Source organism: Streptomyces sp. NBC_00461 (genome assembly GCF_036013935.1).
Classification (GTDB): Bacteria; Actinomycetota; Actinomycetes; order Streptomycetales; family Streptomycetaceae; genus Streptomyces.
In genome coordinates this window covers 9146330-9160939 of the sequence record NZ_CP107902.1, presented here as the reverse complement: position 1 = coordinate 9160939, position 14610 = coordinate 9146330, and the positions used below count along the sequence as shown (strand labels likewise).

At 70.5% G+C, this 14610-nt stretch carries 15 protein-coding genes; 10 read left to right on the top strand and 5 right to left on the bottom strand.

Going from position 1 to position 14610, the window contains the following annotated elements; genetic code table 11:
* Positions 1 to 433 precede the first annotated feature (433 nt).
* From OG870_RS42370 to OG870_RS42340, 7 genes are all read left to right on the top strand, one after another.
* Positions 434 to 1768: an ABC transporter substrate-binding protein gene (locus OG870_RS42370; RefSeq protein WP_266527657.1), complete on the top strand. Its 1335-nt coding sequence runs from the start codon at positions 434 to 436 to the stop codon at positions 1766 to 1768.
* Complete coding sequence (locus OG870_RS42365) at positions 1765 to 2670, top strand: carbohydrate ABC transporter permease (RefSeq protein WP_266587045.1); 906 nt, start codon at positions 1765 to 1767, stop codon at positions 2668 to 2670. Before OG870_RS42370 ends, OG870_RS42365 begins: the two co-directional genes overlap by 4 nt.
* Positions 2667 to 3620: a carbohydrate ABC transporter permease gene (locus OG870_RS42360; RefSeq protein ID WP_266587043.1), complete on the top strand. Its 954-nt coding sequence runs from the start codon at positions 2667 to 2669 to the stop codon at positions 3618 to 3620. The genes OG870_RS42365 and OG870_RS42360 overlap by 4 nt, the downstream gene beginning before the upstream one ends.
* A 30-nt stretch (positions 3621 to 3650) precedes the next feature.
* A complete protein-coding gene (locus OG870_RS42355) occupies positions 3651 to 4559 on the top strand; it encodes a 5-dehydro-4-deoxyglucarate dehydratase (protein WP_266587041.1) in 909 nt (302 codons plus the stop codon).
* Positions 4556 to 5845: a glucarate dehydratase family protein gene (locus OG870_RS42350; RefSeq protein WP_266587039.1), complete on the top strand. Its 1290-nt coding sequence runs from the start codon at positions 4556 to 4558 to the stop codon at positions 5843 to 5845. Before OG870_RS42355 ends, OG870_RS42350 begins: the two co-directional genes overlap by 4 nt.
* Before the next feature lie 11 nt (positions 5846 to 5856).
* Positions 5857 to 6618 carry an SDR family oxidoreductase gene (locus OG870_RS42345; RefSeq protein ID WP_266841721.1) on the top strand — a complete coding sequence of 254 codons (762 nt, stop codon included), beginning with the start codon at positions 5857 to 5859 and terminating at the stop codon, positions 6616 to 6618.
* Positions 6619 to 6849: 231 nt separating this feature from the next.
* Positions 6850 to 7644, top strand: a complete 795-nt coding sequence (locus tag OG870_RS42340) for a helix-turn-helix transcriptional regulator (RefSeq protein WP_405623453.1) — start codon at positions 6850 to 6852, stop codon at positions 7642 to 7644.
* 15 nt (positions 7645 to 7659) lie between these two features.
* Here OG870_RS42340 and OG870_RS42335 read toward each other — a convergent pair whose 3' ends face one another.
* A complete protein-coding gene (locus OG870_RS42335; protein WP_405626706.1) occupies positions 7660 to 8214 on the bottom strand; it encodes a DinB family protein in 555 nt (184 codons plus the stop codon).
* Between the two features lie 222 nt (positions 8215 to 8436).
* On the opposite strand from OG870_RS42335, the gene OG870_RS42330 reads away from it, so the two are divergent.
* Together OG870_RS42330 and OG870_RS42325 are read left to right on the top strand one after the other, a co-directional pair.
* Positions 8437 to 8868, top strand: a complete 432-nt coding sequence (locus OG870_RS42330) for a VOC family protein (RefSeq protein ID WP_266841717.1) — start codon at positions 8437 to 8439, stop codon at positions 8866 to 8868.
* A 27-nt stretch (positions 8869 to 8895) separates the two neighbouring features.
* Complete coding sequence (locus tag OG870_RS42325; RefSeq protein ID WP_266841715.1) at positions 8896 to 9171, top strand: hypothetical protein; 276 nt, start codon at positions 8896 to 8898, stop codon at positions 9169 to 9171.
* A gap of 39 nt (positions 9172 to 9210) precedes the next feature.
* Here OG870_RS42325 and OG870_RS42320 read toward each other — a convergent pair whose 3' ends face one another.
* From OG870_RS42320 to OG870_RS42310, 3 genes are all read right to left on the bottom strand, one after another.
* Complete coding sequence (locus OG870_RS42320) at positions 9211 to 10764, bottom strand: MFS transporter (protein ID WP_266526729.1); 1554 nt, start codon at positions 10762 to 10764, stop codon at positions 9211 to 9213.
* A 99-nt stretch (positions 10765 to 10863) separates the two neighbouring features.
* Complete coding sequence (locus OG870_RS42315; protein WP_266841713.1) at positions 10864 to 11793, bottom strand: carbohydrate kinase family protein; 930 nt, start codon at positions 11791 to 11793, stop codon at positions 10864 to 10866.
* Positions 11790 to 12476, bottom strand: a complete 687-nt coding sequence (locus OG870_RS42310; RefSeq protein WP_266587028.1) for a class II aldolase/adducin family protein — start codon at positions 12474 to 12476, stop codon at positions 11790 to 11792. Before OG870_RS42310 ends, OG870_RS42315 begins: the two co-directional genes overlap by 4 nt.
* A 59-nt stretch (positions 12477 to 12535) precedes the next feature.
* Between OG870_RS42310 and OG870_RS42305 the strand changes: the two genes are divergently transcribed.
* The gene (locus tag OG870_RS42305; RefSeq protein WP_266526737.1) at positions 12536 to 13180 is read left to right on the top strand and encodes a TetR/AcrR family transcriptional regulator; all 645 of its coding nucleotides are present in this window, start codon (positions 12536 to 12538) and stop codon (positions 13178 to 13180) included.
* Between the two features lie 205 nt (positions 13181 to 13385).
* Here OG870_RS42305 and OG870_RS42300 read toward each other — a convergent pair whose 3' ends face one another.
* The gene (locus OG870_RS42300; protein ID WP_266526740.1) at positions 13386 to 14561 is read right to left on the bottom strand and encodes an NAD(P)/FAD-dependent oxidoreductase; all 1176 of its coding nucleotides are present in this window, start codon (positions 14559 to 14561) and stop codon (positions 13386 to 13388) included.
* Positions 14562 to 14610 lie beyond the last annotated feature (49 nt).

Below are 14610 nucleotides of genomic sequence, written 5' to 3'. Positions count from 1 at the left end.
ACGGCTCGGCGAGGGGGTTCCGCTCCCGGCCGGCCGACGGTCGTCCCGCGAGGCTGCCGTACACGGACATCGGCACCCCGACCTCGGCCTCCGGCTTGGCGATGCGGCCCGTCCGAGCTCCAGGAAGTACGTCTGCCGAGCCGCCTGCCGTTCTCGTAGGCGCCGTGGCCGCTCGGCCGGGACAGCGGTAGCGGCAGCCGGCTCTGCGCGCGAGACACGGCGAGGCTCCCGCCCACAGCAGGCCAGGACAGGCTCCGCCCACCGCGGCCAGAGCGAGGCGCGCGCCTGTCGTTCCCACCGTCGCACGGCGTCTGCAGAGGCCTGGTGAAATGTTTCAGCCATGTCTTGACATCCGGATGAAACGATTCGTAGCTTGGGCGATCATTTAGATCCATGAAACATGTTCATGGATATGAACAGAACGGAGGTGCTCATGGGCGATCGCCGACGACGTCGCCGCCTGGCCGCCGCCCTCGCCGCCGCGGGGCTCGCGTTCGGGACGGCCGCCTGTGGCTCCGGGTCCGGCGGCGCCGGTTCCGGCGACCCGAACACGCTGGAGGTGTGGACCCGGAGCGATCCGGACTCGGCCGCCACCTACGACCGTGTCTTCGCCGCCTTCACCAAGAAGACCGGCATCAAGATCGACTACCAGCCGGTCGTCAACTTCGACCAGCAGCTCCAGGCGCGGGCCTCCACCAAGGACCTGCCCGACGTCATGATCAACGACACGGCTCTGATGGGCAGTTACCAGAGCCAGGGTCTGCTCAAGCCGATAGAACCCGACTCGATCGCGGGCCACGACCAGATCAGTGCCAAGTCCTGGTCCTCCACCGTGGGCCTGGACGGCAAGCACTACGGCATCCCGTACTCCCGCCAGGCGATGACCCTGATGATCCGCAAGGACTGGCTGAAGAAGCTCGGGCTGACGGCACCGACGACCTGGCAGCAGATGCTCGACGTCGCCAAGGCCTTCGCCGGCCGCGACCCCGACGGGGACGGCAGGAAGGACACCTACGGCATCGTCGCGCCGGGCAGCGCCATGAACGGCTATGCCGCCTGGTGGGGTGCCGGCTTCCTGTGGCAGGGCGGCGCGCAGATCATCGAGCCGGACGGCAAGGGCCGTTACCGCCCCTCGATGGACTCGGCGGCCGCCGTACGGACCGTCACCTGGATGAAGGACAACCTCTTCTGCGGCGCCCGGGGTGTCCTCCAGCCGGGCGCCGTCAGTGCGGTCACCGGTACCGCCACCAACTTCCAGGACGGCAACGCCGGTATGTACATGACCGGCCCGTACAACATCACCAGCTTCGACACGATGCTCGGCAAGAAGACGTACGAGGTCGTGCCCGCCCCGGCCGGCCCTGCGGGTTCCGACGTGCTGGCCGAGGGCGAGAACGTCTACTTCGGCGCCCGGACCGGAAAGACCCACCAGGAACGGGAACTTGCCGCCTTCCTGGTCTCCGCCGAGGGCCAGAAGATCGGCATGACCAGCGTCGACGGCCACCAGCCCGTCGTGCGCATCCCCACCAACTCCACGCTGGACGCGGCCAAGGTGCGGGGTGACGCGCGGTGGAGCGTCGTACAGAAGGCGTACGAGACCGCGTCCGAGCAGTTCCCCAACGCGCCTGACTTCGCACCGATCAAGCAGGACACCGCCGACAGCCTCAACGCCCTGTTCACGTACTGCGGCAGTGACGTCCGCTCAGGCCTGAAGGAGCTCAACGAAACCCTCGCCGGTGACCTCAAGGACCAGGACCTTTTGAAATGACCGCTACCGTGACCGCGCCCGCACGGCGCAGAGGGCCGAGCAAGAAGGCCGCCCTCCCCTGGCTGTTCCTGGCCCCGGGACTGCTGCTCGCCCTCGTCTTCAAGTTCCTGCCGATGGGCAAGGGCATCTGGCTCAGCTTCTTCAAGGTGCGGCCCTTCCTCGGCGACAAGTGGGTCGGCCTCGACAACTACACGCGCGTCCTGAGCGACCACCGCTTCCAGGACGCGATCGGCCACACCCTCGTCCTGGGCGTCGGCATCTCGCTCGGTGCGATCCTCGTGGGCTTCCTGCTCGCCCTGCTCCTGGAGGGCCAGGCGCGCTCGCTGAAGATCATGCGTACGGCCGTGTTCCTGCCCGTCGTCACCGCGACCGCGGTCGTCGGCGAGCTGTGGCGGCTGATGTATTACCCGACCTCCGACGGCCTGGTCAACAGCGCCCTCGGCTTCCTCGGCATCGGTCCCGTGCCCTTCCTGGACAACCCCGACACCGCGCTGTGGGCGACCATGGCCATGGGCATCTGGATGGCGGCCCCGTACAACATGGTGATCATCCTCGCCGGACTCGCCGGTGTGGACCGTTCCCTGTACGAGGCGGCCGCGATGGACGGCGTCTCGCTGTGGCAGCGCCTGCGGTACATCACCCTCCCCGCGATCCGCCCCGCCCTCGGCGTCGTCCTCACGCTCGCCGCCATCCGCGGACTGCGCGTGTTCACCGAGGTGTACGTCCTCACCGGCGGCGGCCCTGCCGGGTCCACCGATGTCTGGATGACCCGCGCCTACACCCTGGGCTTCTCCCGCAACGACCTGGGCGGCGCCTCCGCGGCCTCCGTCGTGCTGCTCTGCGTGACGCTGCTGCTCACCGTCACGGTCAACTACTTCCGCAAGAGGGGAGACGTGCGATGAGCGCACCCGCCCTCGACCCCGTCCGCACTCCGTCCGACGAGGTCGCCGTCTCCCCCGCAGGGCGGGGCGGCAAGCAGGCCCGAACCACCCCGGCCCGGTTCGACACCGCCCTCGGCTGGAGCGACAGGCCGAGTCTGGGCATGGCCCTGCGGGTGCTGCTCTGCGTGGTAGCCCTGGCGATCTTCGCGGCGCCGTTCCTGACCATCATCGCCGGTGCCTTCAGCACGAACCCCAGCGGTTCGTCGCTGTCCTTCCTCCCGCACCACCCCACGCTGCTGAACATGAGGGTGGCGGGCGAGCGCGGCATCTGGGACTACTTCACCAACTCGCTGGTCATCGCGGGTGGCGGGCTGCTGCTGCAGCTGGCGGTCTCGGTGCTCGCCGCGTACGCCCTGGCCCGGCACCGCTTCCGCGGCCAGGCCCTGGTCCTGACCCTGTTCATGCTGACGATGATGCTCCCGGAGGAGGTCATCGCCATCCCGTTGTCCCTGGTCCTCGGCCATGTCCCGGTCGTGGGGCTGGACTTGAAGGGCACCGTCTGGGCGGTGATCCTGCCGCTCGGCGCCTGGGGCTTCTCGGTGATGCTGCTGACCGAGTTCATGAAGGACATCCCCACCGAGATCGAGGAGGCCGCCCGCATCGACGGCGTCGGCGAGCTGCGGATGCTGTGGCAGGTCGTCCTGCCGCTGTGCAAGCCCGCGCTCGGCGTGGCCGGCGTGCTCGGCTTCATCATGATCTGGGACCAGTACCTGCTGCCCCTGATCGCCGCCAAGGACCCCACCGACTACACGGTCACCGTCGCCCTGTCAGTCCTGCGCACCGACCCCGAGGTCGGCTCCGGGGTGGTGCTGGCCGGTGCGGTCATCGCGCTCGTCCCCAGCCTGGTCGTCTATCTGCTCCTCCAGCGCTCGCTGGTCACCGGCATCGCTGCCGGGGCCACCAAGGGCTGACATCCACAACTCGTACGTTACGAGGGAGACATGAAGTTCCAAGGAGTGCTGTTCTTCCCGGTCACGCCGTTCACCACGGACGGCTCGCTGGACGAGGCACAGCTCGCGCGGCACATCGAGTCCGGTGTCGCGGCCGGTGCGGGCGGCGTGTTCGTCGCCTGCGGCACCGGCGAGTTCCACGCGCTGACGTCCGAGGAGATCGAACGCGCCACGCGGGTCGCGGTCGAGGTGACCGGCGGCCGGGTGCCCGTGCTGGCCGCCGCCGGTGGCCCGCCCCTGGTTGCCCGGGACCAGGCCGCCCGTATCGAACGGGCCGGCGCCGACGGCCTCCTGCTGCTGCCGCCGTACCTGGTGAGCGCTCCGCAGCGGGGCCTGGTGCGGTACGTCGAGGAGGTCACCGCGGCGAGCGGCCTGCCGGTGATCTTCTACCAGCGCGGCACCGCCCGCCTGACCGAGGCGACCGCGGCCGAGATCGCCGCCCTGCCCAAGGTCACCGGCCTCAAGGACGGCCTCGGCGACATCGAGCGGATGCACCGCATCGTCCGGGCCGTGCGCGCCGTCCCCGGCGCCGAGCGCTTCCAGTTCTTCAACGGCCTGCCCACCGCCGAGATGACGGCCCCCGCCTACCGCGGCATCGGCGTCGACCTGTACTCCTCCGCGGTGTTCGCCTTCGCGCCGGAGATCGCCCTGGCCTTCCACACCGCGCTCGCCAGGGGCGACGGGGCCCTGGTCTCCACGCTCCTCGACGAGTTCTACGGCCCCCTCGTCGAACTCCGCGACGAGGTCCCGGGATACGCCGTGTCACTCGTCAAGGCCGGGGTGACGATCCGCGGCCTGGACGTCGGCGGCGTACGGGCGCCCCTGCTCGACCCCACGCCGGAGCATGTCGCCCGGCTGGCGAAACTGATCGACCACGGTATGGAGGCAGTGGGCGCATGAGCACCACAGACATGAGCACCACGGACATCGGCACCACGGGTGGCACGAGGATCCGCGAACTGATCGTCACCCCGATCGCCTTCCGCGACCCGCCTCTCCTCAACTCCAACGGTGTGCACGAGCCCCTGGCCCTGCGCGTCATCCTCCAACTCGTCCTTGAGGACGGCACGGTGGGCCTCGGCGAGTCTCCCGGTGGCACCGCGCGTCTGGAGCGACTTGAGGCCGCGGCGAAGGTCGTCGTGGGCATGGACGTCTTCGACACGACGGCCCTCGCGGCCGCGATCGACGCCGCTCTGGTGCCGACGGTGCCCAGCTCCCACGAGCGCGGCTGGACCATGTCCGCGGTGGAGGTGGCCTGTCTCGACGCTCAGGGCAAGCTGCTCGGGCGGCCGGTCAGCGACCTGCTCGGCGGCCGGGTCCGCGACTCCGTGCCCTTCGCCGCGTACCTCTTTTACAAGTGGGCCGAGCACCCGGCGCTCGACGGCCGGGTGGCGGTCGGCGACGACTGGGGCGCGGCTCTGGACCCTGCCGGGATCGTCGAGCAGGCCCGGCTGATGCAACAGCGCTACGGTTTCCGCTCGTTCAAGCTGAAGGGCGGTGTCTTCCCGCCCGACGAGGAGATCGCCGCGATCAAGGCGCTGGCGGAGGCCTTCCCGGGGCAGCCGCTGCGGCTGGACCCCAACATCGCCTGGACGGTGGAGACGTCGAGGTACGTCGCCCGTGAAATGGACGGCGTACTGGAGTACTTGGAGGACCCGACCGCGACCATTGCCGGTATGGCGCAGGTCGCGAAGGAGTCGCCGCTCCCCCTCGCCACCAACATGTGTGTGATCGCCTGGGAGCACCTGAAGCCCGCGATCGAGCAGGACGCAATCCAGGTGCTCCTCACCGACCACCACTACTGGGGCGGCCTGCGCCGTACCCGTGAACTCGCCGCCGTCTGCGAGGCGTTCGGTCTCGCCCTGTCGATGCACTCCAACTCGCACCTGGGGATCAGCCTCGCGGCCATGACCCATGTCGCGGCGGCCATCCCCAACCTCGACCACTCCTGCGACACGCACTACCCGTGGAACTCGGCCGACGATGTCGTCCTCCCCGGGGTGCTGGAGTTCCGTGACGGCGAGGTCGCGGTCCCGACCGGCCCCGGCCTGGGGGTGGACCTGGACCACGACGCCCTCGACCGACTGCACCGGCTGTACCTGGACTCGGGGATGCGCTCGCGCGACGACACCGGCTACATGCAGAGGATCCACCCCGAGTACGAGCTCAGGTTGCCACGGTGGTGAAGTATGGCGGCATGAGTGATCAGCACACAGGGCGGCTGGCCGGGAAGGTCGTGGTCGTCACCGGCGCGGCCGGTGGCCAGGGCGCGGCGGAGGCGGCGGCGCTGGCCCGGGCCGGGGCCCGGGTGATCGCCACCGACGTCCGGCCGGAGGGCAACGTCCGCCGGCTCGACGTCAGCAGCGAGAGCGACTGGGCCGGGCTGGCCACCGAGCTGAAGGAGTCGTACGGCGAGATCCACGGGCTGGTCAACAACGCGGGGATCATCCGGCGCGAGCGCCTCGGCGAGGTGCTCACCGCCGACTTCGCGCAGGTCCAGGCGGTGAACACGATCGGCCCGCTGCTCGGCATCCAGCATCTCGCGCCGCTGATGCCGCCCGGTTCGTCGATCGTCAACGTCGGCTCCTCCGCCGCGCTCACCGGCTACTACCCCGTGGCGTACACGGCCAGCAAGTGGGCCCTGCGCGGGGTGTCGAAGATCGCGGCCATGGAGCTGGGGCCCCGGGGCATCCGCGTGAACACCGTCCATCCCGGCTACATCGAGACCGGGATGACGGCCGCCGCCACACCCGCGTTCCGCGACGCGACCCTGCGCGAGACCCCGCTCGGCCGCAGCGGAAGCGTCGACGACATCGCGCCGCTGGTGGTCTTCCTGCTCTGTGACGAGTCGTCGTTCATCACCGGAGCGGAGATTCCGGTGGACGGCGGCCTCACGGCGCACGGGGGAGTCAAGTCGATCTCGGACGCGATGCGTACGGATGCGCCGGCGCCGGAGTGAGCCCTGGCGGGGCCGCCGGTCCCCCGCGCCGGCGGCCCCGCACGGTGGGGGATCCCGGCGCCCGCCCCAGGCGTCAGGTCTCCCCCCGCTGCGGCCGCCGTGGCGCCGGTGTGCTGGAGTACTTCCGAGAACGTCAATGTTGCTCGGATTGCTCGGATGAAGTCTCCGACAGCACATGACGTCGCCGGTATGGGTAGAACTGCGTACGCGGCGGACGAGCGGAGATGGAACGTGGCTCAGGTGCTGGGCGAGGCCCACGAACGCATGCTGGCGGTGGCCGTCGCGGCGCTCAACGAACGTGAGCCGGAGCGGCTGTGGCCCCTGCTGGCGACGGCCCTGCCCGGCCTGTGCGGCGGCGAGACCCTGGTCTACAAACTCGACGACTGGAACGAGACCGAGGGCACCGTCGGCATGCCGCCCGGCATCGCCGCCGAGCTTGCCGGGCTCGGCGAGGAGGACCTGAGCCTGCTGCGCGCGGGGTATCCGTTCGCGCACCACTACGCGGCCGGGTCCGACCGGGCTCCCCTCACCGCGCGCCGGGCCGCCGGCCGTGTGTGGTCCGCGAGTCCGACGGCGCGGCTGATCGGCGACGTCATCGACGCGGACCACGTCCTGGCGCTTCCGCTGCCCCAGTCGACGACGCCGATCACCGGATGCATGATCTACCGCTCCGGTGCGGACTTCTCCGACGACCACGTCCGCACGGCGCAGCAGCTGCAGCCGCTGCTGGCGGCGGTGGAGCAGCAGCGGCAGCTCCTGATCCGCTGGCAGCGCCTGGCCGCTCCGTCCCCTGACGGCGGCTCCGCTCGTGCACCGGCCGCGGAGTGCGCGCTCACGCCCCGGGAGCTGACCGTGCTGCTCCTGCTCACGGACGCCCTGACCGCGGCCGCGATCGGCCGGCGGCTCGGCATATCGGACCGTACGGTCCACAAGCACGTCGAGAAGATCTACCGCAAGCTCGGCACCCGTGACCGCATCAGCACCGTCCTGCGGGCCCAGCAACTGGGGCTGGTCCCCACGCCCTGATTGCCGGCGGCGCGGTCAGGGCCGTCGGGCGCGGTACAGGTCGCGCAGCAGGGCGATCTCGGCCCCGTGGTGCAGGACTTCCTGGTTGACCCACCACACGATGTCGACGAACGGCTCCTCCGGGTCGCTGCCGTGCGGATACGTGCAGTGACCGACGGTGTCGAGCGCCGCCTCGTCGACGCTCAGCAGCGCATTCCGCCAGGCTGTGACCCCGGCGTCGAATGCGGATACGGCCGAGGCCACGTCCCCGTTGACGACGTAGTCGTCCCGGGTGAGGGCGTGGCCGCCCGCCGTGTGATCGGCGCGGAGGAACAACATCTCGCTCAGGTGGCTCAGACGCCATGCGACGGTGGTGAAGGGCGGCGGCGAGGGGTGCGGGTAGGGCGCGGCGTCTCGTCCCCAGTCTCCGTCCGCGCTGCCGGCGAGCACGGTCGCGCGCGGGCCCGGACCGTCCGCGCGCCGCCGGACCGACCAGCAGTCCGGCACCGGTTCCCAGAGGTACTCCTCGTCGGTCATGGCACCCACCTCGGTGTCCGACCCGTCGCCGCTGTCCAACACCGGCCCTGTCATACGGGCGGCCAGCCGCGCACAGCCGAAGTCGAACTGCTCCAGCAGCGGAGCCAGGCGAGATGCGGTCACTGACGCTCCGGGTTGAACTCGTAGGCGCACGGAGAAGGACGGAGAAGGCACGATCCGAGCCGTCAGCCTGGCACATCGGGCAGACGACCCGCCCCTCGATTAAAGTCTTGGGGCCGAAATCAGAGTCTTGGGTCCGACCGCCGGGAGCCAGTCATGAAGCCGAACCGTTCCATCCCCTCGTCGACCGTCATCCCCGTCCTGATCTATCCCGACGTGCGCGAGGCGGTCGCCTGGCTCGGCGCGGCCTACGGGTTCGAGGAGCGTGTGCGGATCGGCGAGGGCCACCGGGCGCAGCTCAGTTTCGGAGACGGGGCCGTGATCGTCGGAGACACCCGCAAGGACCGCCGTCCCCCGCGTCCCGGCGAGGTCACGCACTCGGTGACGGTGCGGGTGGAGGACGCCCGCGCCCACTGCGAGCGGGCCCGGGAGCACGGCGCGCGGATCCTCATGGAACCGACGGACTTCGAGTACGGCGAGCGCCAGTACACCGCGGAGGATCCCGCCGGGCACCAGTGGACGTTCTCTCAGACGCTCGTGGATGTTGCGCCGGAGGAATGGGGCGGGGAGTCTGTCTCATCCGACTGAGTCGGCGACCGACTGGAGGGCTCCACCTTGCCGAACGACAGACCATGGCACCGGCGGCAGCCGAACGACGTTCCCGACGCGGACATCCGCGGCATGACCGATGCCCGGATACGCGAGTTCTGCCTGGAGAAGGCCAAGCTGTTCCTGTCCGAGGCGCGCCTGAGGTCCGGAGACACACTGGACGGAACGGCCGGCACGAATCTCACGATCGCAGCTCACTACGCCACCATCGCCGCGGCTTTCGGAAGGAATTCCGAGCCCGAGCCCGAGCCGGAACGCGAGCCCGAGGACGAACGGCGGTGACCACGCGGGCGTCCCTTGGCGGCGCCCCGCACGCCGGTCTCACATCGAGCCGGGGCCCATCCCGCCCTTGAGGCGCTCCAGGTCTGAGGGGCGGACCTGGATGGCCACCACGGCGATCAGCGCGGCGACCAGGGTGAAGATCGCCGCCATGACGAAGGCGGCCGAGATCCCGGCCGTGAGGACCTCGTCGGACCAGGGCTGCGGCAGCTGGCCGGTGCGCCGGAAGCGCAGGCGTTCGGCGGGGGTCGCCTGGGCCAGGAAGCGTGGGATCTGTTTGTGGGCCTCGTTGGTGCTGGCCGTGCCGAACATGGTGACCAGGATGGACAGGCCCAGCGAACCGCCCACCTGCTGGGTGGCGTTGAGGAGCCCGGAGGCCGCGCCGGTCTCCTGGACCGAGACGTTGGAGAGTGCCATGAGGGTCAGCGACACGAACTCCATGCCCATGCCCAGGCCGAAGACGAGGATCGGCCCGAGGATGCTGCCCGCGTAGGTGGAGTGCACGTCGGTGAGGGTCAGCCAGGCCAGGCCGGCCGCCGCGAGGACGGCGCCCACCACCATGAAGGGTTTGGGCCCGAACCTGGGCAGGAACCGCGAGGCGAGCGCCGCGCCGACGGCGATCACCACGCTGATCGGCAGGAAGGCCAGCCCTGCCTCCAGCGGGCTGAAGCCCAGCACGTCCTGCACGAACAGCGTGAGGAAGAAGAACATGCCGAAGATCGCGGCGGCGAGGCTCAGCATGATGCCGTAGGTGCCCGCGCGGTTGCGGTCGGCGAACATGTGCAGCGGGGTGATGGGCTGCTTGGAAACCCGCTCGATCAGGATGAACACGACCAGTACGACGACGGCCGCGGCGAACGATGCCAGCGTGATCGGGTCCCGCCACCCCTCCTGGGCGGCTCTGATGAACCCGTACACCAGCAGCACCATGCCCAGGGTGGAGGTCAGCGCGCCGGCGATGTCGAAGTGGCCGGGGTGGCGCTCGGACTCCTTGATCCAGCGGGGTGCGGCGAGGGCGATGAGCACGCCGATCGGGACGTTCACGAACAGCACCCAGCGCCAGTTCAGCCACTCGACGATCATCCCGCCCGCGAGCAGCCCGATGGCGCCGCCGCCCGAGGAGACCGCGGCGAAGACGCCGAACGCCCGGTTGCGTTCGGGGCCTTCGCGGAAGGTCGTGCTGATCAGGGCGAGCGAGGTCGGGGAGGCGATGGCGCCGCCCACCCCCTGAAGGGCGCGGGCGGCGAGGAGTTGACCGGAGTTCTGGGCGAAGCCGCCCAGCAGGGAGGCCAGCGCGAACAGCAGCACACCGAAGACGAACACCCGCCGCCTGCCGAGGATGTCGCCGACCCGGCCACCGAGCAGCAGCAGGCCGCCGAAGGTGAGGGTGTAGGCGTTGACGACCCACGACAGGCTGGTGGTGGAGAAGTCCAGGGCACTCTGGATGTGCGGCAGCGCGATGTTCACGATGGTGATGTCGAGGACCACCATCAGCTGGCACGACGCGATGACGAGCAGCGCCACGCCGTTTCCCCCGCGACCCGGTTCCCGGGTGGCGGCCTGTGCTTCGGGGGTCGGCTGGGGGCTGCTGCTCATGATGTGTCGCTTTCAGTGAACGGTGCCGTCCACTGTCCGACCGTACGCCGGTGCCGCGGGCGTCACCACTCGATCGGGGACACCGCCGTCATCCCGCGCTCACGAGCGGGTCTTGTGGGTCATGGCGAACTCGTCGGCCTCGGGAAGGTCGAAGTCACCGTGGTCGCTGCCGAGGCCCTGGGCCACCAGCGCGGCCGAGGCGCTGCCGAGGACGGCGGCCTCGCGCGGGGTGCGGCCGAGGCTCATCCCGCGCAGGAACCCGGCCGAGAACGCGTCGCCGCAGCCCGTCGTGTCGACGACGTCGACCTCGAAGGCCGGGACCGTGTCGGTGCCCTCCGCGGTCACCAGGAGCACGCCGTCGGCGCCGCGGGTGACCGCCACGAGACCGGCCCCGCCGGCCAGCAGCTTCTTCGCGCCCGTCACGAGGTCGTCCTCGCCGCTGAAGCCGAGGAGCTGATCGTCGTTGGGCAGCAGAAAGTCGACGTAGGGGAGCACCGGCTCGATCTGGTCGAAGGTGCCGAGTTCGCCGGGGGCGAGGAGGTCCACGGAGGTGACCACGTCGTGCTCCTTGGCGTGCGCCAGGATGCGTGCCGCCACGTCGGCGCCGATCAGCTCGGGGCCGCCGAGGTGGAGGTGGCCGGCCTCGGCCACCGCGTCCCAGGGCACGTCCTCAAGACCGTAGGTGATGTTGGCGCCGAGCAGATGGAGGGAGGGGCGGTCGCCGTTGGGGCGGATGGGCAGGACGCTCGCGGAGGTGGAGGTGTCGATACGGCGGACGAGCAACTCGGTGTCGATTCCCGCCCTGTTGAGGAGCTGGATGAGCAGGTCACCGGTCGGGTCGGTGCCGATCGCGCCGGCGGTGCGGACCGAGGCGCCCAGCTTGGCGAGGGTGAGCGCGGTGCCGCCGGCCGTCCCCGCGGCGGTCATCCGGATGTCGTCCACCAGGGTGGCGCCCTGGCCCTCGGGTATCTCCTCCACCGGCAGTACCAGTACGTCCAGTACGTGCACGCCCATCGTGACGACCTTCATCTGTTGCTCTCCTGCTCGGGTGAGACGGGGTGGGTGGTGCCGTAGCCGCGGGCGATCGCGGCCTCCATGACCGCGAGTTGCTGCTGCTCGTCGAGGACTCGGGGCGGGCCGAGTGCGGCCGCGTGCCGGTAGACGCCGCAGGCCCACTCCAGCAGCAGCGCGTGCTCGACCGCCTTGCCGAGGGTGGGTGCGTGGGTGACCGCGCCGTGGTTGGCCATCAGTGCGGCGCTGCGGCCCTCCAGCGCGGCGAGCACAGACTCGGCGAGTTCGGGGGTGCCGAAGGTGGCGTACGGCGCGACGCGGACGGTGCCGCCGAGGGTGAGCAACTGGTAGTGGATGCAGGGCAGTTCGTCGAGGACGCAGGAGAGCGCGGTGGCCATGGGGGCGTGGGTGTGGACGACGGCACCGGTGCCGTAGCGCCGGTAGACACCGAGATGCAGGTCCAGTTCCGAGGTCGGTTCGAAGGCACCGCCGACGACCGTCCCCTCCAGGTCGACCACCGTCACCTGGTCCGCGGTGAGTTCGGCGAGCACCGCTCCGGTCGCGGTGATCGCGACCCGCTCCCCCACGCGCAGGCTGACGTTCCCGGCCGTGCCGATGAGCAGGCCCTCGGCCCCCAGACGGCGGCAGGCGTCCGCCACGGCGGCCCGTTCCTGACCCAGCACCGTGGTTGAGTCGGTCATGTGCGGGACCGTAACCTAAAGGTGAAACAAAGTCACGTTCACATTCGGAGGTTGTTTTCGTGGGCGAGCCGACGGCGGACATCGGCGGGGCCGGCGTTCCCCTGCGCCGCACCCCGCAGCAGGCGCGCAGCAGGGCCCGGCTGGCCCGGGTCCTGGAGGCCGCCGAGCGCGTCCTGATCGACGACGGTGTCGAGGCGCTCACCACGACCCGTGTCGCCTCGGAGGCGAAGGTGTCGGTGGGGTCGCTGTACCAGTACCTGCCCGACCGCGACGCGATCATCGACGCCCTGGCGGCCGGCTACTTCGCGAAACTGGAGGCCGCCATGGAGAGCTTCGCCGAGGCCGCGGCGGAGCAGCGCTGGGACGATCCGGTCGGTGTGCTCCTCGACGAGTACGCCGCGATCTACCGCACCGAACACGGCTTCCGCGCCCTGTGGTTCGGCAGTGGCCTGACCGAGCGGACCCGGGCCGCGGACCGCGACCACAAGCGCCGGGTGGCCGACGGGCTCCGCCGCGTTCTCCTCGCCCTGGACGTCGCGTACGACGACGAGGCCCTCGCCCGGGCTTGCCACGCCGCGGTCCTGGCGGCCGACGCGCTCGCTCAGGAGGCCTTCCGGCGCGACGCGGAGGGGGACGCGGGACTCCTCGACGAGGCGAAGGTCATGCTGCGGGGGTATCTCACGGCGATCGCCGGACGCCGTTGATCCGCTCGGCACCCCGAACTCCCGGACTCCTGAGGGAAGTTGACGTTCTGGGCCAGTCGAGCAGGCCGGAGTAGTTGACGGTGTCGGTGACCGACCGCAGGTACGCACGCCGGGCGTTGGAGCCCTGCGCGCACAGGGCGCCGACGTTGACCTCGCGAGACATCCACGAGCGCTGTGCACAGTGCCCTTTCGGTCGAGGGGGGGTTCACACCACGTGGGCCTCTGGACGGGTCGCGGCTCCGGACCGGAAGCGGTCGGCGCCGAGGGGCGAGATGTCGGTGAAGGGTTCACGCTCCAGGTGGAGGTCGCGCAGGATCTCGCCGACGGCGGGGGCCTGCAGGAAGCCGTGGCCGGAGAACCCGGTGGCGTAGAGGAAGTTGACGAGCTCGTCGGAGCGTCCGATGAGGGCGTTGTGGTCGGGGGTGACCTCGTAGAGGCCGGCCCAGCCGCCGACGGTCCTCATGTCGGCCAGTTCGGGGGCCCGTTGGCGTACGGCGGCCCGGAAGAGCTCCAGCCACTCCGGGGTCCAGGTGGTGTCGAAGCCTTCGGGCTGGCGAGGGTCCGCGAGGCCGAACAGCAGGCCGTCGTCGCTGTTGTGGAAATAGGCCGACGAAGCGAAGTCGATGGTGAAGGGGATACGCGGCGCCGGGGGCGTCAGCGGTTCGGTGAAGGCGAGCTGGCGGCGTACCGGCCGGACGGGGAGGTCGATGCCGGCCATGTCGCCGATCTGCCCGGACCAGGCGCCCCCCGTACAGATGAGGGTGGAGCAGGCGATGCGGCCGCGGTCGGTGTGGACGGTGGTGACGCGGTCGCCCGACGTGTCGATGCCGGTCACGGTGGTGTGCGTGGCGAAGGTGACGCCGGCCCGGGCGGCGGCGTCCGCGTATCCGTGGACGACGAGGCCCGGGCGGGCGTGGCCGTCGGTGGGTGAGTGGACGGCGGCCACGAGTCCGTCGGCGTCGACATAGGGGCACAGCGCGCGGGCCTCGTCCGGGGTGACCATTCGGGACGGTACGCCCAGCGCGTTCTGGGTCCTGACGCTCACCTCGAAGTCCGCGGCCTGCCGGTCGGAGGTGAGCAGGAAGAGGTAGCCGACGGTGTCGAGGCGGATGTCGGCACCGGGGCGGTGCGGGAAGTCCTCGTAGGCGCGCAGGCTCCGGCTGCCCAGCTCGATGTTGAGCGGGTCGGAGAACTGGGCACGTACCCCGCCGATCGGTTTGCCCGAGCTGCCGCAGGCCAGGTCGCCGCGCTCGACGACGACGATGTCGGTGACCCCCGCCTCGGCGAGATGGAACGCGGCACTGGCGCCCATCACGCCACCGCCGATGATCACGACGTCAGCGGTCGGCGGAACGGAGCGGAAGGTGGATGAGGAGGACAAGGGCCGTCCCTTCCGAGGGCCGGCACCCGAGCCGAAGGGGCTTCGGCTC

Coding starts and splice junctions, on each gene's coding strand:
- OG870_RS42315 (WP_266841713.1), bottom strand. CDS start 11,793: ATGAAGGTCGTCACGATGGGCGTGCACGTACTGGACGTACTGGTACTG.
- OG870_RS42310 (WP_266587028.1), bottom strand. CDS start 12,476: ATGACCGACTCAACCACGGTGCTGGGTCAGGAACGGGCCGCCGTGGCG.
- OG870_RS42350 (WP_266587039.1), top strand. CDS start 4,556: ATGAGCACCACAGACATGAGCACCACGGACATCGGCACCACGGGTGGC.
- OG870_RS42335 (WP_405626706.1), bottom strand. CDS start 8,214: ATGACAGGGCCGGTGTTGGACAGCGGCGACGGGTCGGACACCGAGGTG.
- OG870_RS42330 (WP_266841717.1), top strand. CDS start 8,437: ATGAAGCCGAACCGTTCCATCCCCTCGTCGACCGTCATCCCCGTCCTG.
- OG870_RS42355 (WP_266587041.1), top strand. CDS start 3,651: ATGAAGTTCCAAGGAGTGCTGTTCTTCCCGGTCACGCCGTTCACCACG.
- OG870_RS42365 (WP_266587045.1), top strand. CDS start 1,765: ATGACCGCTACCGTGACCGCGCCCGCACGGCGCAGAGGGCCGAGCAAG.
- OG870_RS42360 (WP_266587043.1), top strand. CDS start 2,667: ATGAGCGCACCCGCCCTCGACCCCGTCCGCACTCCGTCCGACGAGGTC.
- OG870_RS42345 (WP_266841721.1), top strand. CDS start 5,857: ATGAGTGATCAGCACACAGGGCGGCTGGCCGGGAAGGTCGTGGTCGTC.
- OG870_RS42370 (WP_266527657.1), top strand. CDS start 434: ATGGGCGATCGCCGACGACGTCGCCGCCTGGCCGCCGCCCTCGCCGCC.
- OG870_RS42320 (WP_266526729.1), bottom strand. CDS start 10,764: ATGAGCAGCAGCCCCCAGCCGACCCCCGAAGCACAGGCCGCCACCCGG.